This window comes from Asticcacaulis machinosus (assembly GCF_028550435.1).
Classification (GTDB): domain Bacteria; phylum Pseudomonadota; class Alphaproteobacteria; order Caulobacterales; family Caulobacteraceae; genus Asticcacaulis; species Asticcacaulis machinosus.
In genome coordinates, this window is sequence record NZ_JAQQKV010000001.1 from 114,907 (window position 1) to 135,698 (window position 20,792).

The 20,792-nt window shown below is 55.6% G+C and carries 15 protein-coding genes; 5 read left to right on the forward strand and 10 right to left on the reverse strand.

What is annotated here, in order from left to right; translation table 11 throughout:
• Position 1: 1 nt before the first annotated feature.
• From PQU98_RS00560 to lptF, 4 genes are all read right to left on the reverse strand, one after another.
• Positions 2 to 1,318, reverse strand: coding sequence for a peptidylprolyl isomerase (locus PQU98_RS00560; protein WP_272742939.1), 1,317 nt, complete (start codon positions 1,316 to 1,318; stop codon positions 2 to 4).
• A 111-nt stretch (positions 1,319 to 1,429) separates the two neighbouring features.
• On the reverse strand, positions 1,430 to 3,907 hold the full coding sequence (locus PQU98_RS00565; RefSeq protein WP_272742940.1) for an LPS-assembly protein LptD: 2,478 nt from the start codon (positions 3,905 to 3,907) through the stop codon (positions 1,430 to 1,432).
• Between the two features lie 160 nt (positions 3,908 to 4,067).
• Positions 4,068 to 5,198 (reverse strand): LptF/LptG family permease, encoded by a 1,131-nt coding sequence (locus tag PQU98_RS00570; RefSeq protein WP_272742941.1) that lies wholly within the window; start codon positions 5,196 to 5,198, stop codon positions 4,068 to 4,070.
• 8 nt (positions 5,199 to 5,206) lie between these two features.
• Complete coding sequence (lptF, locus tag PQU98_RS00575) at positions 5,207 to 6,358, reverse strand: LPS export ABC transporter permease LptF (protein WP_272742942.1); 1,152 nt, start codon at positions 6,356 to 6,358, stop codon at positions 5,207 to 5,209.
• A 272-nt stretch (positions 6,359 to 6,630) separates the two neighbouring features.
• Here lptF and PQU98_RS00580 point away from each other — a divergent pair, with 272 nt between their 5' ends.
• The 3 genes from PQU98_RS00580 to PQU98_RS00590 are packed head-to-tail and all read left to right on the forward strand — an operon-like array spanning position 6,631 to position 8,947.
• Positions 6,631 to 8,106, forward strand: coding sequence for a leucyl aminopeptidase (locus PQU98_RS00580; protein WP_272742943.1), 1,476 nt, complete (start codon positions 6,631 to 6,633; stop codon positions 8,104 to 8,106).
• 38 nt (positions 8,107 to 8,144) lie between these two features.
• Positions 8,145 to 8,594 carry a DNA polymerase III subunit chi gene (locus PQU98_RS00585; protein ID WP_272742944.1) on the forward strand — a complete coding sequence of 150 codons (450 nt, stop codon included), beginning with the start codon at positions 8,145 to 8,147 and terminating at the stop codon, positions 8,592 to 8,594.
• Positions 8,591 to 8,947: a proteinase inhibitor i78 gene (locus PQU98_RS00590; RefSeq protein ID WP_272742945.1), complete on the forward strand. Its 357-nt coding sequence runs from the start codon at positions 8,591 to 8,593 to the stop codon at positions 8,945 to 8,947. Before PQU98_RS00585 ends, PQU98_RS00590 begins: the two co-directional genes overlap by 4 nt.
• A gap of 166 nt (positions 8,948 to 9,113) precedes the next feature.
• On the opposite strand, the gene PQU98_RS00595 is transcribed toward PQU98_RS00590, so the two are convergent.
• Positions 9,114 to 11,009 carry an ABC-F family ATP-binding cassette domain-containing protein gene (locus PQU98_RS00595; RefSeq protein WP_272742946.1) on the reverse strand — a complete coding sequence of 632 codons (1,896 nt, stop codon included), beginning with the start codon at positions 11,007 to 11,009 and terminating at the stop codon, positions 9,114 to 9,116.
• A 108-nt stretch (positions 11,010 to 11,117) separates the two neighbouring features.
• On the opposite strand from PQU98_RS00595, the gene ndk reads away from it, so the two are divergent.
• A complete protein-coding gene (ndk, locus tag PQU98_RS00600; RefSeq protein WP_272742947.1) occupies positions 11,118 to 11,534 on the forward strand; it encodes a nucleoside-diphosphate kinase in 417 nt (138 codons plus the stop codon).
• Positions 11,535 to 11,662: 128 nt separating this feature from the next.
• On the opposite strand, the gene PQU98_RS00605 is transcribed toward ndk, so the two are convergent.
• From PQU98_RS00605 to purM, 3 genes are all read right to left on the reverse strand, one after another.
• Positions 11,663 to 13,723 (reverse strand): S46 family peptidase, encoded by a 2,061-nt coding sequence (locus PQU98_RS00605; RefSeq protein WP_272742948.1) that lies wholly within the window; start codon positions 13,721 to 13,723, stop codon positions 11,663 to 11,665.
• 102 nt (positions 13,724 to 13,825) lie between these two features.
• The gene (gene purN, locus PQU98_RS00610; protein ID WP_272742949.1) at positions 13,826 to 14,404 is read right to left on the reverse strand and encodes a phosphoribosylglycinamide formyltransferase; all 579 of its coding nucleotides are present in this window, start codon (positions 14,402 to 14,404) and stop codon (positions 13,826 to 13,828) included.
• Positions 14,405 to 15,445: a phosphoribosylformylglycinamidine cyclo-ligase gene (purM, locus tag PQU98_RS00615; protein WP_272742950.1), complete on the reverse strand. Its 1,041-nt coding sequence runs from the start codon at positions 15,443 to 15,445 to the stop codon at positions 14,405 to 14,407.
• A 67-nt stretch (positions 15,446 to 15,512) separates the two neighbouring features.
• Between purM and rnd the strand changes: the two genes are divergently transcribed.
• Positions 15,513 to 16,661, forward strand: a complete 1,149-nt coding sequence (rnd, locus tag PQU98_RS00620) for a ribonuclease D (protein WP_272742951.1) — start codon at positions 15,513 to 15,515, stop codon at positions 16,659 to 16,661.
• Between the two features lie 377 nt (positions 16,662 to 17,038).
• On the opposite strand, the gene PQU98_RS00625 is transcribed toward rnd, so the two are convergent.
• Together PQU98_RS00625 and PQU98_RS00630 are read right to left on the reverse strand one after the other, a co-directional pair.
• Positions 17,039 to 18,523: a Ppx/GppA phosphatase family protein gene (locus PQU98_RS00625; RefSeq protein WP_272742952.1), complete on the reverse strand. Its 1,485-nt coding sequence runs from the start codon at positions 18,521 to 18,523 to the stop codon at positions 17,039 to 17,041.
• Positions 18,504 to 20,774, reverse strand: coding sequence for an RNA degradosome polyphosphate kinase (locus PQU98_RS00630; RefSeq protein ID WP_272742953.1), 2,271 nt, complete (start codon positions 20,772 to 20,774; stop codon positions 18,504 to 18,506). Before PQU98_RS00630 ends, PQU98_RS00625 begins: the two co-directional genes overlap by 20 nt.
• Between the last annotated feature and the right edge of the window lie 18 nt (positions 20,775 to 20,792).

Genomic DNA, 20,792 nt, shown 5'->3' on the forward strand with positions numbered 1-20,792 from the left:
CTTATTTGTTCTCAATGGTCGCCTGATTGCGGACATCGCGCAGATAGCGGCGGCCCAACATCGACAGGCGCTGATTGACGAGGCGGTCTTCGATCTGTTCCCGCGTCGGTGCGTTTTCACCCGCCAGGCGTTTGTCGCAGACCACCAGCACGTTCATATTGGCGTCATTACGCATGGGTGCGGTCATTTGCCCCACTTCAAGGGGTTTAAGTGCCGCCGCATAGTCATCACGCAGTTCGCTTAAGGGAGATTCCCCAAGGTCGGTCACCACGACATTGCCGTCCAGTGTCGAATCCGTCAGGGCACCACAGCCTTTTTGACTGTTACGGAAGGATTCCAGAGCCTTTTGCGCGGCCTCAACCCGTGAGGCCGGAGCGTCTGCACCCAGCGATATAGCGGCCTGTTTCAGCGACATAACCGAGTCAGAATTACCATCGGTTTTTTCACGCAGATAATAGATATAGACCCCTTCGTCCGTCGTGATCGGCTGGGTCATCTGACCGCCACTCATGGTTTGCAGGACGGTTTCGATCTTGGGGTCGATGGTGCCGGAAATCAGCCAACCGGCATCACCGCCATTGGCGGCAGACGGGGCGTTGGAAAATTGACGGGCCACCGATTGAAACGGCGCGGCGCCACTGGCGATCTGCTGGAACAGTTGCTGGGCACCCGCTTGGGTCTCAGCTAAACCACCAGCCAGATTGGGGTCGAGAAAGATTTCAGCGACCAGATATTGCGGTTTTTGACTATCGGCCGTGATCTTGGCCATATACGAATCGACCTGATCCTTACCGACGCGGGCCTTGGAATTGAACCGACCGCCAACCAGGCGTTGCCAGCCGGTTTCGGCGCGGATCTGGTTGCGCAGGGTTTCCGGGTCTACGCCCGCCCGCTGTAGTTCGGCCACAAGCTGATCGTAGCTCAGGTTGCTCTGGGCGGCCATGCGGGTAATTTCTTCGGTGATTTCTTCTTCTTCGACCTTCAGTTCCCAGCGCTTGGCTTCCTGGAGTTCCAGACGCTCATCGATCAGGCTGCGCAGAGCCTGCTGCTGAAAAGCTTCGTAATTTTGTTCAGTGACCTGCACGCCGGAGGTCACGATCAGCAGTAACATGCGCTGGCGAAGATCGTAGGATGATATCAGTTCATCATTAACGACAGCAATAATACCTTCGCGCAGGGCCGGACGCTGTGCCTGTGCCTGTGCTTGTGGTTGAGGGGCTGCCTGCGCTTCAGGTGCGGCCTGAGCCATGACAGACGGTGCCATCATGCCTATGAAAATACCCGTGCCCAGTCCCAGAACAGTCGTCTTTAACGTCATTTTTTTAAGGCTCTTATTCATAAGGCAGGCAGATCCCGGACGGTGCATGAGCGCATCACATGCTTTGAGTGACCGATAGCGCAGTTGGTTATGAATGTGAAGTCACGCCCATCAGCGAATATCATTAAAGTCAGAACCTGATGACCCTAATATGGCAAGGTTAAGGCGCAAAGATATTCCGCTTGACGCTTTTCCGTTGGTGTTGCGCAAAATCGCCGTTTCGTCCCGTTCATAGACCACTTCTATCCAGGTGCAGTCGTCGCGGTAAATCGCGCTGATTTCTGACCTGCGCCAGGCGTCGGTTTTCATGTCACGGTTGATCCGCATCGATGCACCCCAGTTCTTCGTAAAGAAGTGGCGGGCATATAGTTGCAGGTCTTCGTAGCGCTTCCCTTCAAAACCGGTCACCAGCGTGTTGGTCGCATCCCATTCAACCGCTGTGTTATCAACGATATAACGAACCGTTGCCACGGAGTTAGGGCGGTTAACCGTAAGGCCGATTTCACCCCGGCGAATGGCTGTGCTTTCGGAATCAAGGCGTAGTTTGGAATAGCCATAATAGGTGCCGTCACCGGTGCGGAAGTCAGAGGTCACAACCCAGTCCGACTTGGTTTTCGCCAGTCCTGACGGATCGTAGCTTGTTCTTACGCCCGTGACAGGGTTAGTGGCGGTCAGAAGATAGGTGTCTTCAACTTCGGTGCGGAACGTGCGGCCGACTAAGGCTTTGAAGCTCGTGCCACCATCAAGGCTTACCTGAGCCTTGAGGCCGAGGCTGGCGCGCGCGCCGCCTTCATAAAGGTCATAGCCTGGCGATTTATTGGCCTTGAACAGGGTGGTTTCGTCATATTCGAAGACCTGACTGTCTTCGTTGGGAATAAGGCTCGATGATTTCGATTTTGGTGAGACGGCCAGTTGAGCAATGGGGGTGAGCAGCACATCAAACCCGTCAAACTTGCGAATCATCGGATAGCTGAGATCCAGACCGGCGGTGGCCAGGCTGCGGGAGACATTGGCGCTGCGTCCGGCTGAATCCAGATCGTCGATGCGGTACTGGTCATGGCGCGCCGACAGGAAAGGGGCGGCTTTGATACCGTTAGATGCCACAAAATCACGCCGCCATTCCGCCCCCAGCGTCACACGGGCCGAATCGTAACCCGATGTGCCATCGGCATCATCAGGCGCCACAGGCGTGCCGACATAGTCTTCGCGGAAAAGCGCCACACCCGACGCATTGAATTTAAAGCGGCCACCCGCAAATTCATTGATCGGGTTCCATTGGGCTTCAAACATGGGCGCCACCAGAGGGTAGCGCTTGCTTGAGGCCGCGATCGGACGATTGCCCTGAGTTGTGTCCAAAGCGCCAATCTGAAGATTCTGGAAGCTGGCCATCGTGACGGACATGAAGGCGGTATCGGTCTGGCGCGTCAGATTGGCCTGACTGATAAGCTGACGTGACCCTGCGGTGAAGACGCCGCGATATTCGTAGACATCGCCAATCTTATAGCGTTCAAACAGGTTGGCATTATCGGAATCGGAAACCCGCTCCGCCGTGAAACTCCAGCGCCAGTCCGTGTTGATCTTGAACGCGCCGTCAGCCAGCAGGTACGAGCGATGATCCTTATCGCCCCATTTGTTCCCATCATTGTCGAAAAAGGCTTCGTTCGTGTAACCCGCACGTACCGTGATATCACCCGAATAGAATCGCTTGCGCCAGGTCGTATTCAGGAACGGTGCCACCTTTTGATTGAATTGCGGTGATACGACCAGATCCTGATGGGGCGAAATCACCCATAGGTAGGGCTGTTCATAAGACACGCCCCGCCGCCCCGATGTTCCGATTTTGGGCATCAAAAGCCCGGATGTTGCCGCCGCACTAGGGTCAGCGTGCCACAGGATCGGCGTGTAAAATAAAGGCACGCCGCGCATCTTGAAGATGGCGTTCTTGTAGATCACCACATTGCGGCTTTTATCCTGAATGATTTCACCGGCTTGGAAAGACCAGGTCGGGCCCTTAGTGGGTTTGCCCGGCTCCACGCAGATTTCGCACGGCGTGTAGAGCGCATTATTGAGGACGTTGGTATTTTCATCGCGCCGTTCGACCCGTTCAGCAAATATCTTGGTATTATCAGGCTGAACAGAGGCGAAATTTGTACCGTAGCCAGCGGTCAGGTCTTCGTTAACCTCCAGCGTGTCGGCATATTGCACCGAGCCATCGGGATTGATCATCACCGCATTGCCCTGAGCCAGCGTCTTGCCGGTCGTTTTATTGTAGCGCACTTCGTCGGCACGAATAATGCGGCCGTGGTGACGCACCTCGACATTGCCGCGGGCGACGATGACATTCTCGTCTTCGGTTACGACTTCATCGGCTTCGACATAGGCGCCGTCCTGCCCCAAACCATCTTCGCCGATGACATAGGTCTGGGCGGGCTCGGTAATCAGACGATTTTGAGGGCCACTGCTCAGCACAGGGTTTGACGCCGCATCCTGCGCCAGAGCTGCCGCGGGCATCAGTACGCCAGCGGCTACCAAAGGCGCTATGCCCACGCTCACAAGATAGGTCAGTTTTTTGAACATGAGCTTTGGCATATTGGACGCTGAAGCGTGACCTTTCGGGCTGTTGGCGGGGCGCTCAAAAGCGCGAAGGGCCGCTTGGATACGGGTAATCGGCATAAAGAAATATGATCAACAGGAACTTAATATTTAAAGCGCAAATCCTGACAAGGCAATATGGCCTGATTGCGGCAGCTTAGCCATCTTCGGTGTAGACCAGCAAGGTCATAGCCGTCAAAAGCGCTATGATCGGCGGGGCCCAGCCCGCCATAAAGGCGGGAATAACCTCCGCCTTACCCATAGCCGAGCACAACTGGTTGAAGAAGAATACCGCAAACCCAAGGCTGACCCCATATATCGCCAGTTTAGCCATGCCGCCCAGACGCATCAGCCTGAGAGAGAAAACCGCCCCCAGCGCTGACATGGCGGCAAACATCAGCGGTGTCGACAGCAACTGATGAAGCCTTAAGCGATAGGCCGTGGCTGAAAAGCCTGAGCGTTCTATTTCTCCGATCGTGGGCACCAGTGACCAGAAAGGTGTCGATTGCGCCGTAATATATTTCTCAAAAGCGGTGTCGGGATTGAGATTGGAATCGATCGACAGGGCATTGTAAAATAAGGCCGGTTCACCGGCCGAAGCTTCGCGGGCATTTTTGAGGTCCCACATGCCAGGGCGCAGTATGGCTTCGCGGGCATCGATGCGCTTGGTAAAACTGGGCACGCCGGTCGAGTCGATATTGTAGACCCAAAAGGTCGCATCGATCAGGTGGCCAATATTCTTTTGTGAGGCGGCGCGGATAACGGTCTGGGTCTTGCCCTCAGAATCGCCCTGCCGCAGATAGATATCGCCCTCTTTGGCCATAGCCGTGCCTTCGATACCCGCACGCACTCGCTCATAGCTGTCCGACAGATAGGTGGCCAATGGGTTGAGTGCGGTCACCGTTATCACCCCGATCATGAACGCTGTCATAGACGCGGGGGTTACAAACCGCCACGCTGACATGCCGGCCGCCCGCATGGCGATAAGCTCTGATCGTCTGTTCAGGTTCACAAACGCCGCCAAAGTCCCAAATAGAAATGCAAAAGGCAATAAAATCAGTATGATGTTTGGTGATTTTAACAGCATTAAGCCTAAAATCTGCAGGCTTGATAATTCAGTTCTGACCCCTAGGGATTTTGAAATTTCCACAAAGTCGATCAGGAAAATAATGCTGGAAATCACCGCCAGCGCCACGCCGGCCATGATAATGCAGCGCGTCATGACGTAGTTTTCCAGCCGCCCGCGTTTAATCGGGTTTATGTAGCGCAGCCAATTCATGCCGATCATGCCCGTGCTCATCGCGATTGACCTCCCGATGAAAGCGGTGACAGTTCAACCAGTTGTGTGGAGGATTTTGCACCTTTCACCCGGTCGTTTTTGTAAATGGCCTTGGCGCACATGAAGATCAGCGCCAGCGGAACCAGATACTGCATGAAGTTCATACCGGCGGAGTTGTTACAGGCGGCCTCAACCCCAAAACCCAGTATGCGCACACCCGCAGCGATTGCCGATACGATCATGATGCGCTTGGTGTAGCCTGAGCGACTGAACCTCCCGCCCAGGACCCCAAGGGTTGCCAGCATGACAAAGGCGATATTGTAAAGCGGAGAGGCGAGGCGACTGTGACCTTCGGCAAACAGTTTCTTCCAGTTGCCGCGTTCCCAGTCCATAGCCATGTTGGGATAAAACAATTCGTGCATCCAGCGGTCAGATTCTTTGTAATGCAAAAAATCATCTGACGAAAAATAGTTGGTGATATCAAACGCATATTCTTCAAAGGTCAGGTGGTTTAGCACGCCCTTATCGGATACCTGCTGCATCGAGCCCTTACGCATGACAAGGCTTGAGGTGCCGTCTTTGCGCAAGATTCGGCCTTCCTTGGCGCTGTAGGTGCGATCCATACCATCACCACCGGGCGTTCGGATAAAAATCTGGCGCAGCAGCCCGTTCTGGTCGATGCGCTGAACGTAAATGGTCAGACCCGATTGGGTAGTGGAGAAATCACCTTCCCGGATCAGGGATGACGCCAGATCCGTCTTAACGGCATAAAGTTCCTGCCGCATCAGGCGTGAGGCTGCGGGCTGAATGAACAGGTTCACCGCCAGACTCAGCATGGTGATATAGACGCCCAATCTTAATACCGGCGAGGCGATCCGCCACAAACTCATGCCTGAGGCGTAGCAGGCCACGATTTCATGCTCATTGTGCAACCGGTTGAGTGCCACCAGTGTGCCAACGAATATCGCGATCGGAAACACCAGGCTGGTCAACTGGGGCAGCGCCAGAAACGTGATTTTCAATAACACCCACGCACTTTGTCCCCGCTCGACGATGACATCGAGTTGGTTGAGGCTTTGCGACAACATGGCGACCGCCGTGAGCGCCAGAATGGCGGCGATCACAGGGAACCTCAGTTGACGGGAAATGTACCGTTCAACGGTGCGCATAGGGTTGGGATATCCGGATGAAATGGGCGTTGGGAATAAAAGCTTTAAAACAGACGCTTTTTTGACGACTTCGGACACTAATATCAAGCTGAAAACCAAAAAACGCACCCAAAACCTGAGCTTGCGTGATTATCGTCAGGTACGGGGCATTTATGCACGAAAAAACACTTAACCTTTGCGGGCGTTTGTGGGCATAAACCCTCACATAAAGGTGTTGAAGCGCACATGCCGCGCTGTTTTACGCCCAGATTCTGGATACCGGAGTACATATAATGCACATTCAACTGGCCACCCAATATCCCGAAAACCATGCCTTGGCCGTGCTGATCGGTGATGGTGATGCGCTGAGCGCCGGGGCTGAAAAGCTCAATACCATTTCGTCGGGCTACATTCTGGGCAGTCTGAAAAAGCTCGGCTTCAAATCCGCCAAAGGTAAGGTGCAGATATTAAGTGCGCTGCCGGATCAGCCCTATACTGCATTGGCGGTACTGGCGGCGGGGGACTTACCGGGCCTTAAAGCCGCAGATGTCGAATCGGTGGCGGGCAGCCTTTATCACGCGACTAAATCAGCGGGCTTTGCGGATCTGGCGATTGATATGGGCGGGTTTCCGGCTGAGCAGGTCGCCCATGCCATGTTTGCACTGACACTGGCCAGCTACCGGTTTGACAAATATTTCGGTGCCGCCAAGCTTGAAAAGGCTCCGACGCTGAAATCCGTGACCCTGATCTGTGACGATGTGGCGGCGGTTGAGGCTGCCTTCGGCCCGCTGAAAGCAATTGCCGATGGCGTGATCGTGGCCCGTGATCTGGTCTCAGAGCCCGCCAATGTCCTTTACCCACAATCCTATGCTGACCGCATTAAGGGCTTTGAAGCTCTGGGCCTCAAGGTTGAGGTTTTGGGTGAAGACGAGATGACAAAGCTTGGTATGTTCTCGCTTTTGGGCGTGGGCTTGGGGTCGCGCAAAGAGTCCAAGCTGGTTGTCATGCAATGGCTAGGGGCTGATGATAAATCGGCGCAGCCTGTGGCTTTTGTGGGCAAGGGTGTCACCTTCGATACCGGCGGCATTTCGATCAAGCCGGCCGAAGGTATGGAAGACATGAAGTGGGACATGGGTGGGTCGGCGACCGTCGTCGGCACCATGATCGCACTGGCGGGTCGCAAGGCCAAGGTCAACGCCATTGGTGTGGTGGGTCTGGTCGAAAACATGCCTGATGGCAATGCCCAGCGTCCAGGTGATGTGGTCACCGCTATGTCCGGCACGACGATTGAAGTCATCAATACCGATGCCGAAGGCCGCCTCGTTCTGGCCGATGCGTTGTGGTACACGCAGGATCGCTTCAAGCCGCAGTTCATGATTGATCTGGCAACTTTGACAGGAGCCATGATCATCGCGCTTGGCATGGATTATGCCGGTGTTTTCAGTAACAACGACGATTTAGCTGAGAAAATATCTGAAGCGTCTAAGTCAGTTTCGGAAAACACCTGGCGGATGCCGTTGCCGACCCAATACGAAAAGCAGATCGATTCTAAAATCGCTGATATCCGCAATATCGGTGGGCGTCCGGGTGGTTCGATTACGGCCGCTCTGTTCCTGCAACGCTTCGTCAATAATGTACCGTGGGCGCACCTTGATATCGCGCCGACCGCCTGGACCAATGAGCAGCGCCTGCCAACCGTGCCGGAAGGTGCCACCGGCTGGGGCGTGCGCACGCTCGATGCGCTGGTCAAGGCCCATTACGAGGTCTAACCCCTTTGACCTGTGCTCAAGGAGCGAAGCGTTAGCACATGACAGAAATCTGGTTTTATCATCTGGAGACCACAGCGTTAAAGGCGGCGCTGCCCGATTTGCTGGAAAAAACCTTGCAACGCGGGTGGCGCGCTTATGTGCTGGGGCAGGATGATGATCTGCTGGAGGAACTGAACACACACCTGTGGGCCTATCGTGATGAGGCGTTTCTAGGCCACGGTCTGGAGACCGCTGAGTTCGCGGACCGGCAGCCGATTTTGCTAGGTAAAACCGGCGGACGGGCGAATAATGCGCAGGTGCTGTTTTCGGTCACAGCCGGTGAATTACCAGACTTGACGGCTTATCAGCGCTGCCTGATTGTATTTGAAGGGCGCGATGACGCCCATATTGGCTGGGCACGTGCGCAGTGGAAGCAATTGAAAACGCAGAATTTTGACATGGCCTACTGGAAGCAGAATGATCTGGGCCGCTGGGAGAAGATGCAATGACACTCAAACTTAAGCTTATCATGGCGGTAGCTGCGCTCGCTATGGCGTCCTGCGCAAGCCCAACACCCGCACCACAACCCGCACCTGCCCCTAACCAAACCATGAAGCCGATTCCCAATCCACCGACGCCTAAACCAGAGCGTCCGCGCGCTGATAACGATGATCAGTGCGGCGCCAAACCGTTGCAGTACCTGATCGGCAAGCCCCGCACCGAAATTCCCGTACCGGTTAATCCGTCAAAACGGCGGGTGTTGTGCTCGACCTGTGCGGCGACAATGGATTTCCGGCCCGATCGTCAAACCATCACTTTCGATGTGAATACTGGCATCATCCAGTCCATCAAATGCGGATGACCTTCTCCTCCCTGTGCTGATGGCATGGGGAGGGGAACCATCGAGCCCTGCGATGATGGTGGAGGGGGATAACTTGCAAGACGTTACGAGATGAAGGTTTAGCTTTATCCCCCTACGTCACTTCACTGCGTTCAGTGCCTCCTCCCCAGCAAGCTAGGGAGGAGATTTAAATTCCGGCTTCAGATTTTGCCGTCTCATAGGCTTCGGCGGCATCCATCCAGCGCGCCTCTAAAGTTACCATATCTTCTTCCAGCTTAGCCTTTTCTTTTCCATAAGATATGGCCTTAGCCTGATCTTTCACATAAAGATCAGCGTCGCCCAGCTTAAGATCCAGAAGCTTGATCTTATTGCTGGTGGCTTCGATCTGGCGCTCAAGGTCGTCGGCGGCTTTCTTGAGGGGCGCGATGGCATTACGAGCCGCGGCAGCAGCTTTACGCGCGTCTTTTGAATTAACACCAGCCTGCTTTTTCTCGACCGGTTCATCGCCTTGTGTGGCGGTTTTGGCGCGTTCGATCACCAGTTTGGAATATTCATCCATAGTGCCGCTATAAGGCTTCACTGTGCCATCATTGACCAGCCACAGCCGGTCGGCGACCATTTCGATCAGTGAGCGGTCGTGGGTAATGATCAGCACAGCACCTTCGTAGTCGTTGAGCGCATCTAACAACGCGCGGCGGGAGTCGATATCAAGGTGGTTGGTCGGTTCATCGAGGATCAGCAGGTGCGGCGCATCCATCGCCACCATATTGAGCAGAAGGCGGGCGCGTTCACCCCCGGACAGGTCCTTACATTTGGTCTCAACCTTTTCGACCCGCATGCCGAATGACCCCAATCGCGCGCGGCGTTTGGATTCGGTCTCATCCGGCCGGGCGCGGCGCATCATCTCCAGCGGCGTGTCTTCGGGATCGAGCGCTTCGATCTGATGCTGATGGAACCAGCCCACCGTCAGGCGACGGTCACGCCAGTGCGTACCGTGGCTTTCTTTCAACGCGCCGGCGATCATCTTGGCAAAGGTCGATTTACCGGCGCCATTGACGCCTAAGATTCCAATCCGGTCATCGAGATCGAGACGCAGGGTGATATCACGCAGGATGATCTTTTCGCCGTAACCGACACTGGCATCTTCCAGACGCAGGATCGGCGGGGCCAGAGGCTTTTCTGGCGAGGGCAAGATAAACGGGGCTACCCGATCTTCGATGGTGTCGGCAATAGGGGGCAGTTTTTCCAGCCGCTTCATGCGTGACTGGGCCTGTGCGGCCTTGGAGGCCTTAGCGCGGAAGCGATCCACAAAGCTTTGCAGGTGGGCGCGTTCGGCTTCCTGTTTGACACGGCTGGCGGCTTGCAGGCGGGCTTTTTCGGCACGCATCCGCTCGAAATCGTCATAGCCGCCAGTATAAAGTTCAAGCTTCTGACCGGCTACGTGCACGATGGCGTCGACTGACTCGTTCAGCAGGTCACGGTCGTGGGAAATGATCAGGGCGGCATTAGGATAGCGTTTCAGACGGGCCTCAAGCCACAGCGCGCCTTCGAGATCGAGATAGTTGGTCGGTTCATCCAGCAGCAGCAGATCGGGTTCGGCCAGCAGCGCCCCCGCAAGGGCTGCCCGCATCCGCCAGCCGCCTGAGAACGCTGAAATCGGCCGCGTCAGATCGGCGGTCGAAAAGCCAAGACCGGACAGGATTTCTGCGGCGCGCGACGGGGCACGATCAGCGCCAATCGCATAGAGATCAGCGTGAATTTCACCCTGATGGATCGGGTCGGCGGTTTCCAGCGCTTTCAGCAGGTTTTCGCGGCGGGTGTCGATGCTGAGCACCGCATCAATCAGGTGCTGAGGGGAGGCGGCCATTTCCTGCTCAACCGAGGCCACGCGCCAAGCCTTGGGCGTGGTGATGTCGCCGCCACCGGCCTGATAATGCCCCTGAATCAGCTTGAACAGAGTGGATTTGCCGACACCGTTTAACCCGACCAGACCCGCCTTGGTCCCTGGCGTGAGGGTCAGGGTCGCGCCGTCAAAAAAACGGCGCCCGTAGGCGTCAAACGTCAGGTTGGTGATCTGCAACATAAAACGGATACTTAAACAGGTTATAGGGCTTGGCGAAATCAGATTGCCTCGCTATAAGCCAGCCAAACCCAAACGCCAAACGAATTTGGCCTAAAACGGAACCTACATATGTCACGCACCTTTTCTATCCTTAAGCCCGACGCCACCCGCCGCAACCTGACCGGCAAGATCAACGCTGTCATCGAAGAGGCTGGCCTGCGCATTGTGGCGCAAAAGCGCGTTAAGCTGTCGACAGCTCAGGCTGAAGCTTTTTACGGCGTGCACAAAGAGCGTCCGTTCTTTGGTGAACTGGTCGGTCAAATGACGGCTGAGCCAGTTGTGGTTCAGGTTCTGGAAGCTGACGACGCTGTGCCGAAGTACCGCGAAGTCATGGGCGCCACCAACCCTGAGCAGGCCGATGAGGGCACGATCCGTAAGCTGTTTGCTCTGTCGATCGGTGAAAACTCGGTCCACGGTTCGGATTCGGATGAGAACGCTGCGATTGAAATCGCGCAGTTCTTCACGGACGCTGAAATCGTCGGTTAATAACTTACGGGGTTTGGGGCCAATGGCCCCAAGTCTTGTCTGTTCAATAAAAAACCCCTGCCATTTTGGCAGGGGTTTTTTATTGAACAAATTAAGGTTTGTGGGGTCACAGACCCCACGCCCCGGAACTATTTACCCGTCAATTCTGCCAGCAGCGCCTTGCGATCATAAACCGTCTTCAGCGCCTCAGCGATGGCCGAAGACGACACCACGACCGTGCGGTTGAGCGTACCGTCATAGTAATAGGCGCCGCCCAAAGAGTGGATATTGCCATCGAATGCGGCCCCGATCACTTCACCCTTGGCGTTAATTACCGGAGAGCCGGAATTGCCGCCGATGATGTCATTGGTGGTCACATAGTTGAACACCTTCGACTTATCGACCTTGGGCTCCGCCGCTTTCCATGAAGCTGCCAACTCGTAAGGCTCAACACCCGTGGCGCGCTCATAAAGACCGCTGACTTGAGTGAAGGGCGTTACCTTAACCCCGCGATGCTCCCAGCCGGTTACCTTGCCATAGGACAGACGAAGCGAGAACGTCGCATCGGGATAGGTCGAAGTGCCATAGGCCTTGAAACGGATTTTGGCGATCTTTTCCGAGGCAATGCGCGTCGGGCCGGTCACGCGCGCTTCATATTGCTTGCGAACCGCAAGTGCTTCGCTGTCGATTTTCAGCGCCCATTGGATCATCGGGTCATCCGACGCCTGAACGGCAGCTAAACCACCGTCGATTAGTTGTTTGCGATAGGCCACATCAGTCAGTTTCGTGCCGTCGATCAGGCGCTTGGCCAGCGCTTCCGGCGATTCCTTACCCAGCAGCAGCTTGGTCACCGGCGAATCCGCCGTCAGATATTCGCGGGCTTTCAACAGGCGGAACTCAAGCTGAATCTGATCGAGCGGTTTTTCAACCGGCGACGGGTTTAGCAATCGCTTTTCGAGCGCGGGCAGGCGGGTATCGGCAAATTCCGGCAGGCGTTCAGTTGAGGGCTTGGGCTTTTCCTTAGCCAGACGTACAATTGTGCGCGCCGTCGTAAACAGCGACGAACTGGTCGGCGCGGCTTCCAGGAAGTAGTAGGGGAAATAGAGATCGCCGACCTCTTTTTGAGCCGCGGCAATATCGGCCCACGGATCACCAAAGGCAGCCTTATCTTCTGCCGACATGCCAGCCTTCAAAGCCGCTTCCTCAGCGCGTTTGGCCTCCATGACCGCTGGGTTGTTGAGGGCCAGTTGCTGACCGTAAAAGACCTTGAAACCGTTCTCTAGGTTGGTCAGGACATCGGTACCAATGCGCTTGTTTTCAGGGCTTTGGGCCATGAATTGAATGATACGGCCGCGCAGTTCTGAGCGCTGAAGCTGGGAGACCGGGATCGTCAGATCGCGGTTGGTCTCAAGCTGGGCGACCGTCATCAGGCGCTGGGTTGAACCCGGATTACCGGCCACGAAGGTGACGTCATTTTCCTTAGGCGCATTCGGGTTGAATTTCAGATAGTTCGGGGTTTTGACGACCTGACCGTTTTCATAAACCCGCAGGAATGCGGCATCGAGGTTATAGCGCGGGAAATTGAAATTATCCGGATCGCCGCCGAAAAAGCCGGATTTATATTCCGGGTAGAACACCAGCCGTACGTCCGAATAGCGGCGGTACTTATAGAGCTTATATTCGCCGCCTTGATAGAAGCTGATGACCTGACAGCGGATGGTCTGGTCGGTACCGCAGCCGGCTTTTTCCAACTCCGACGCCTTGGCGTTAAGGGCCTTGACGAAGGCTTCGCCGGTCAGGCCTGACGTTGCGGCGTTGATCTCTTTCGTCACATCGGTGATGCCGGTCAGGATTTCCGCCGATTGGCCAGGGCAAGTCTTTTCTTCTGTGCGCGCGGTGGTGAAGAAGCCGTTCTGGGTATAGTCGGCTTCAGGTGATGACAGATCCTGTGCACAGGCAATGACGCAGTGGGCGTTGGTAAGCACCAGCCCTTCGGGGGAGACAACTGAGGCCGAACAGTTCGATAACCGCACGGCGGCTGATTGAATATGGTTCAGCCATTTGGCGTCGATCTTGGTGCCGTAGGTCTCATTGACCTTGGCGGCAGGGAAGTTATCAAACGTCCACATGCCTTCTTCGGCCTGCGCACCCGTCGCGGCCATGAGGGTGAGGGCGGTGGTGGCGGCAAGCGCCAGCTTAAATAAAGCCATAGTCAGCAGTCCATACAGTTACAATTGCCAGAATTGATACTGCATGTGCCGCGTGAAGCAACCGACTTATGTTAATTATGAAACTTTTTTAACGCTCGTAGATTAACGCGCGTAGATGTGGTGCACCGCCGCCGGATAGAGCTTATGCTCCTCGATCAGCACACGGGCGGCCAGATCGTCTGGCGTGTCGCCGTCAAGGATCGGCACCTGCGCCTGAAGGATAATATCGCCGTCATCCACGCCTTCGGACACCCAATGGACGGTGCAGCCACCAAAGGCATCACCGGCCTCAATGGCACGTTCGTGGGTGTGCAGGCCCTTATATTTGGGTAGTAGAGACGGGTGGATATTGATCATCTTGCCCGTCCATTGGTTCACCAGATAGGGTGTCAGGATGCGCATATATCCGGCCAGACAGATCAATTCGATGCCCGCAGCTTGGAGCGCCGCATCAACTTCACGCTCATGACCCTCGCGGTCTTTGCCATAGGGTTTGTGATCGACGGCAAGCGTAGCAATGCCCTGTGACGCGGCCCACTCAAGACCCGCCGCCGCCGGATCATTGGAAACCACCAGCGTAAACGCGACCGGAAAATCAGCGGCGCGTGACGCTTCGACCAAGGCCATCATGTTGGAGCCGCGACCTGAAATAAAGATCGCGGCATTTGGCTTAGGCGTCATTTAGGCGTCCGCCAGTTGGCCGCAGATAAACGCATCTTCACCGGCATTCAGCAGAGCCGCCAGAACGGCATCGGCATTGTTAGGTGCTACATAGAGCACAAAACCGATGCCGCAGTTGAAGGTGCGTAGCATCTCATGATGTTCGATACCGCCCGTTTCCATCAGCCATTTGAATACCGGCGGGAACTCCCACGCGCTGTAGTCAAAATTGGCCACCAGACCATCACGGATAGCGCGGCCGGGGTTTTCGATCAGGCCGCCGCCGGTAATGTGCGCACCGCCCTTAATCAGGCCCGCTTTCATCAGGGGCAGGACGGATTTGATATAGATTTTGGTCGGCTCCAGCAGGGCCTGAGCTAAGGTCAGATCGGTGGCAAACGGAGCCGGAGACGCCCACGACAGGCCTGCGACCTCAATCACCTTGCGCACCAGCGAATAGCCGTTGGAGTGCGGGCCGGACGAGCCCAAAGCGATGATCACGTCCCCGGCGTTTTGGGTGTCAAGCTTCGGCAAAACCTTGTCGCGATCAACCGCGCCAACGCTGAAACCGGCCAGATCATAATCGTCTTTACCGTACATGCCCGGCATTTCGGCGGTTTCGCCACCAACCAGTGCACAGCCCGCGCGCTTGCAGCCTTCGGCAATGCCGGCCACCACGCGGCGGGCGGTATCGACATCGAGTTTAGACGTGGCGTAATAATCGAGGAACATGAGCGGCTCGGCACCCTGCGCCAGCAGGTCGTTGACGCACATGGCCACAAGGTCGATGCCAACCGTATCATGGCGATGAGTTTCAATGGCGATCTTGAGCTTGGTGCCAACGCCGTCCGTTGTCGTCACCAGCAAGGGATCGTCGTAGCCGGCGGCTTTCAGGTCGAACAAAGCGCCAAATCCGCCCAGGCTGGCCTCGGCGCCGGAGCGGCGCGTGGCCTTGGCCAATGGCTTAATGGCGTCGACAAGCGCTTCGCCTGCATCAATATCCACGCCCGACTGTGCGTATGTAAGACCGTTCTTGTGTGTCTTATTCGCCGGTTCCGACATAAAAACTTACCTTCGATTCTATTATAGGGCTTGCCTAAAGCCCGTTGCGGTTTGCTATAGCTACAAAATGAGTCCAATTACAAACACTGATGAGCTTATTAGCTTCTGTGAGCTGATTTCCAAAGCGCCATTTATCACGGTCGACACCGAATTTATGCGCGAAACCACCTATTGGCCAAAGCTGTGCCTGATTCAGGCGGCCAGCGCCGATCATGCCGCGATTATCGATCCGCTGGCCAAAGACCTCGATCTTCAGCCGTTTCTGGATGTTCTGGCTAACCCTGCGATCCTTAAAGTGTTTCATGCCTGCCGCCAGGACATTGAAATCTTTTATAATCTGGGCGTTTTGCCAGCCCCTGTGTTTGATACGCAGGTCGCGGCGATGGCCGCAGGCTACGGCGATCAGGTCGCTTATGACTCGCTGGTGCGGCAAGTCTTGAAGGTCGAAATCGATAAGGGCTCACGCTTTACCGACTGGTCGCGCAGACCCTTGAGTGATCAGCAACTGACCTATGCGCTGGGCGATGTCACCCATCTGGCCAAGGTCTACCCCAAGCTAAAAGCGTCGCTCGAAAAGGTCGGGCGATTCGAGTGGGTGTCTGAAGAAATGAAGGGGCTGATTGATCCGTCGCTCTATAATACTGATCCGCTTGATGCCTGGCGGCGGTTGCGGCCGCGCAAATCGTCACCTAAATATCTGGCGGTGTTTGCGCAGGCCGCGGCATGGCGCGAACGCACGGCTCAGGAGCGCGACCAGCCGCGAGGGCGTATCCTGAAAGATGAGGGCATCGACGAAATCGCCACCCAGCTACCGACCGATCCGGCGGCGTTTGACCGTATGCGCTCAACTCCCAAAGGTTTTGGGGCGTCGAAATTTGGTGTGGAACTGATCGAGATCATTCAGGCCGCCATCAAAGAGCCTGAAAAATTCGCACCCAAAATGGATAAGTCGGCCCCGCCGGTTCAGGTGCCCGCGTCGGTGGTGGAACTTCTCAAGGTTCTGCTGCGCATCCGCTGCGAAGAGGAGGGTGTGGCCCCGAAACTGATCGCGACGGTCGCCGAACTGGAAAAGATCGCGCTGGATGACAATGCCGATGTGCCGTCACTTCAAGGGTGGCGCCGTAAGGTATTTGGTGAGGACGCGCTTAGGCTCAAACGCGGCGAACTGGCGCTGGTGCTCAACGGCCCCAAGGTCGAACTGGTCGAGCTGGATTAAACTTTTTTATTATCAATAAGGTAGTGGATTGTATAAATGGTTTGATCAGTTGTACCTTTATTTCGCCTGCCTTTGGCTTGTCCAAGACCTATATAATGGCTTTGGCTGGGCGTTAAAAATGTCGTTTCTTGTTGCTGTGATCAGCCTTAACATAGCCTATATCGCCTTGTGGAAGTACCGACCATACAAGCTTTTTCTGCGTCAATATTTCCTGACTAGCTTGATCTTTATTGGATTGTATGCGGGCTACCGATGGGTTCACGGTAGCTCCTATTTCTTCTCAGATCCGAAGGGCGATATGGTGTTTTCAAGCTGGTTCGCATTTATATTTTTTACTTTTAGCGCGATAATCATGCTTTTTAATTTGAGAAAAATCGTTAGTAGCTTTCGGTCTTGAGGCTCAATTTCAACGCACTGGCGAGAGCACGGGCGCGTTTGCGGGTTTGTTCGCCCAGCAGCAGGTCATCCCAGCCGGCCTTGGCGCTGACGATCAGGGTTTTGTCGTCCTGACGAATGTGGGCCATTTCCATTAATTTAGCTGATTTGGCGGACAGGTCGCAGCCCAGTCTTAAGGCCAGACCCAGTTGGGTCGCCTGAAGATGGCGCTCATCGCCCAGTATTCGGCTGACCAATACGGGCTCTTTCGTGTAGGTATCGCCGCTGTAGCGGGTATAGAGCGCGCAGGCCAGAAAGACTCGCTCAGCGTGGTTTTGACCGGGAATGGGTGCGCGCAAAACCTGATCGCAGACCAGATCGGCACGGTGATCCGGATGCAGGCGGGCACCGATGTCCGCCAGTTTTGCCGCCGCCTTGATCAGTTTATCCGATGGTCGCGCCACATCGACACTGTCGTAAAATTCGGTAGCCCAGGCGGCCAGTGCGGGCCCCAGATTTTCGCTGATGCCGTGGCGGGCGCCGAAATTGGCACAGCCTTCGATCAGCGGATCAAGATGTTTATAGGCTTCGGGCAGATCATCAAACAGCAAGCCTTCACGCAGGCCATTGGCAGAAAAGACGATCTGCTCAATCTCGAAACATTCGATCAGGCCCTGAAGTACCAGCGCGGCATAAGAGATATTTTCCATGCGCCGCTTGGAGACGCCGGGGAATTTCTCAAGTGACGACGGCGATTGAATGGCCACCAGACGCGCAATGGTCAGAGCATCACGGGCGGATAACTCAAACTGCTGAACGATTTGAAGTGGATAATTGACCTTCATCATCCAAATAAGCGCCAGATTACGCCATGCGCCGCCGACGGCATGAAAGGTTTTTGCCCGAAACTGCGACCGGAGCGGATTAAGCTGGGCACGGATGAGCGTGTAGGTTTTTTCCACATCCATCGGCTTAGGGGCACCCAAAGCAAACGGCCCCAGCGGCAAGGTCAGGCCCTTAAAGGTCGATTGAGGGTCGAGATTGATTAGTTCAAGGCTGGAACCACCCAGATCGCCGACAAAGCCTTCGGCCTCAAGCTGGCCGCAGCGCACGCCCTGACCCGCATAGTGCGCTTCTTCGCGACCGGAAAGCGTGCGCACCTTAAAGCCGGTCACATGCTCGATCTCATGGGCAAATTCAGAGCCATCGGCGGCTTCGCGCAAAGCAGCGGTTGCCACCACATGCACTTTGGAGAGCGTATAGGATTCCAGAATGGCCTTGAAACGGCGCAGCGCGATGAGGGTATCTTTTTTACCCTGTGGGTGCAGACACTCGGTTTGCCTCAGATCGCGGCCAAGCCCAGCCAGAACCTTTTCATTGAACAGCGGCCAGATTGAACGGCCTTCGATCCGGTAGATGACCAGACGAACGGAGTTCGAGCCAATGTCGATAACGGCAGTGTTGTGACTATTTTCTGGAACCAACATGATCAAAGGCTTGAGGCAAGTCCTTAACCCCGCGACCGCGCCCGGAGAGTGAGGGGTTGGTCATGAAATAATCGTGAGCTGAGAAGGGGTTATCGAGGTGACTTACATCTATGCGTTTATAGCTGCCGTCAATAGCTAATTGCCAGCTCTGGGCTTCGTCGTTCAGGTTGGCGACCATGATCTGGTCCAGAACCTGACGGTGCACGGTCGGGTTTTCAATCGGGATGAGGGTCTCGACCCGGCGATCCAGATTACGGCTCATCCAGTCGGCGGAAGAGATAAACACCCGTGCCTGATCGGACGGCATGGCGTGACCATTGGCAAAGCAGACGATGCGGGTGTGCTCCAGGAAGCGCCCGACAATCGATTTGACGCGGATATTGTCCGAATAGCCTTTAACGCCCGGTCTCAGGCAGCAGATGCCGCGCACGATCAGATCAACCTGAACGCCGGCCTGTGAGGCCTGATACAGCTTTTTGATAATGACCGGATCAACCAGCGAGTTCAGCTTGGCCCAGATCTGAGCCGGCTTACCTGCGCGGGCATTGGCGATTTCCTGATCGATCAGGCTGACAAGGCCTTGCTTCAGGGTTACCGGTGAGAAATAGAGTTTATCCATCTTGTCCGGTCGGGCATAGCCGGTGATGAAGTTGAACACCCGCATGGCGTCGCGCCCAAGGGCCGGATCAGCACTGAATAGCGACAGGTCGGTGTAGACCTTGGCCGTGATCGGGTGGTAGTTGCCGGTACCGAAGTGACAATAGGTGCGCAAAGACTCACCTTCTCGGCGGACCACAACCGACAGCTTGGCGTGGGTTTTATATTCCACAAACCCGTAGACGACATGCACACCCGCCCGTTCCATAGCGCGCGCCCAGCGCATATTGGCTTCTTCGTCAAAGCGAGCCTTAATTTCGACCAGAGCGGTGACGTTTTTCCCCTGTTCGGCGGCTTCAATCAGGGCCGCGACGATGGGGCTGTCTTTTGAGGTGCGGTACAGGGTCTGCTTGATGGCGATGACATTCGGATCACGTGCGGCTTGCCGCAGAAACTGCACGACGGCATCAAAGCTCTCAAATGGGTGGTGAACCAGAATGTCCTTTTCGCGGATGGCCGAAAACACATCGCCGCCATTGTCGCGAATACGCTCAGGGAAACGCGGCTCATAGGGTTTGAATTTCAGATCGTTACGGTCGGCGGGGATCAGTTGCGACAGTTCCGACATCCCAAGAATGCCCTTAACCACCACCACATGTTCAGGCTCGGCATGAAGCTGCTCAATGATGAATTCGCGCAGATCTTCGGGCATGTTGGCGTTGATCTTGACGCGCACGACCGATCCCAGACGACGCTGTTTCAAAAGCGCTTCGAACTCCCGTACCAGATCTTCGGCCTCTTCTTCCATTTCGATGTCGGAGTCGCGGATGATGCGGAACACCCCGCGGGCATGGATATCAAAGCCCGGAAACAGCTTATCCAGAAACAGCAACACCAGCCCTTCCAGGGTGATGAACTTGCGCTTGACCGGGCCGGTGCCGCGGCGGGGGCTGGCGGAGCCGATTTCCCAAAAGCGCTTGACCTGCGTCGGTATGGGCACCAGCGCGTACATGGCCTTATTGTCCGACCGGCGCGTTAGCTTGATGGCGATCGAAAAGCCAAGGTTCGGGATAAACGGAAACGGATGGGCCGGGTCAATGGCAAGCGGGGTCAGAACCGGGAAGACCTGATTATCAAACTGGGTTTCAAGCCAGGCGGCGTCTGTTTTATTAATCTCGCGGTGGTCAATCAACGCCACACCGGCATCGGTCATCTCTTCACGCAGGCGCGACCAGATCAGTTGCTGTTTGGCCATCAGGTCAAACGCGGCCTTATTGACCATTTCAAGCTGTTCCGCCGGGGTATGGCCATCCTGAGACATGACACGCACGCCTTCGCGCACCTGCCCCTGAAGACCCGCGACGCGCACCATGAAAAATTCATCGAGGTTATTGGCCGAAATCGATAAAAACCTTAAGCGTTCCAGCAGCGGGTGGCGCGGGTTTTCGGCTTCTTCGATCACCCTCTGATTAAAGGCCAGCCACGACAGTTCGCGGTTGATATAAAGCTCATAGCCCAGCGGATCGTCGCTGTTGAGGTCAACGCTTAAGATCTCATCGTCAGCAAGGGGTTCGATGTCCGCAGGCAGAACCGGCGCTGCGGCCTGCGCAGAGGTTGGTGCCTGGGGCTTTTGAACGATATCGGTGTCGGACATCTATGGAACCTTAAAGGG

Coding starts and splice junctions, on each gene's coding strand:
- PQU98_RS00560 (WP_272742939.1), bottom strand. CDS start 1,318: ATGACGTTAAAGACGACTGTTCTGGGACTGGGCACGGGTATTTTCATA.
- PQU98_RS00565 (WP_272742940.1), bottom strand. CDS start 3,907: ATGCCAAAGCTCATGTTCAAAAAACTGACCTATCTTGTGAGCGTGGGC.
- PQU98_RS00570 (WP_272742941.1), bottom strand. CDS start 5,198: ATGATCGGCATGAATTGGCTGCGCTACATAAACCCGATTAAACGCGGG.
- lptF (WP_272742942.1), bottom strand. CDS start 6,358: ATGCGCACCGTTGAACGGTACATTTCCCGTCAACTGAGGTTCCCTGTG.
- PQU98_RS00580 (WP_272742943.1), top strand. CDS start 6,631: ATGCACATTCAACTGGCCACCCAATATCCCGAAAACCATGCCTTGGCC.
- PQU98_RS00585 (WP_272742944.1), top strand. CDS start 8,145: ATGACAGAAATCTGGTTTTATCATCTGGAGACCACAGCGTTAAAGGCG.
- PQU98_RS00590 (WP_272742945.1), top strand. CDS start 8,591: ATGACACTCAAACTTAAGCTTATCATGGCGGTAGCTGCGCTCGCTATG.
- PQU98_RS00595 (WP_272742946.1), bottom strand. CDS start 11,009: ATGTTGCAGATCACCAACCTGACGTTTGACGCCTACGGGCGCCGTTTT.
- ndk (WP_272742947.1), top strand. CDS start 11,118: ATGTCACGCACCTTTTCTATCCTTAAGCCCGACGCCACCCGCCGCAAC.
- PQU98_RS00605 (WP_272742948.1), bottom strand. CDS start 13,723: ATGGCTTTATTTAAGCTGGCGCTTGCCGCCACCACCGCCCTCACCCTC.
- purN (WP_272742949.1), bottom strand. CDS start 14,404: ATGACGCCTAAGCCAAATGCCGCGATCTTTATTTCAGGTCGCGGCTCC.
- purM (WP_272742950.1), bottom strand. CDS start 15,445: ATGTCGGAACCGGCGAATAAGACACACAAGAACGGTCTTACATACGCA.
- rnd (WP_272742951.1), top strand. CDS start 15,513: ATGAGTCCAATTACAAACACTGATGAGCTTATTAGCTTCTGTGAGCTG.
- PQU98_RS00625 (WP_272742952.1), bottom strand. CDS start 18,523: ATGTTGGTTCCAGAAAATAGTCACAACACTGCCGTTATCGACATTGGC.
- PQU98_RS00630 (WP_272742953.1), bottom strand. CDS start 20,774: ATGTCCGACACCGATATCGTTCAAAAGCCCCAGGCACCAACCTCTGCG.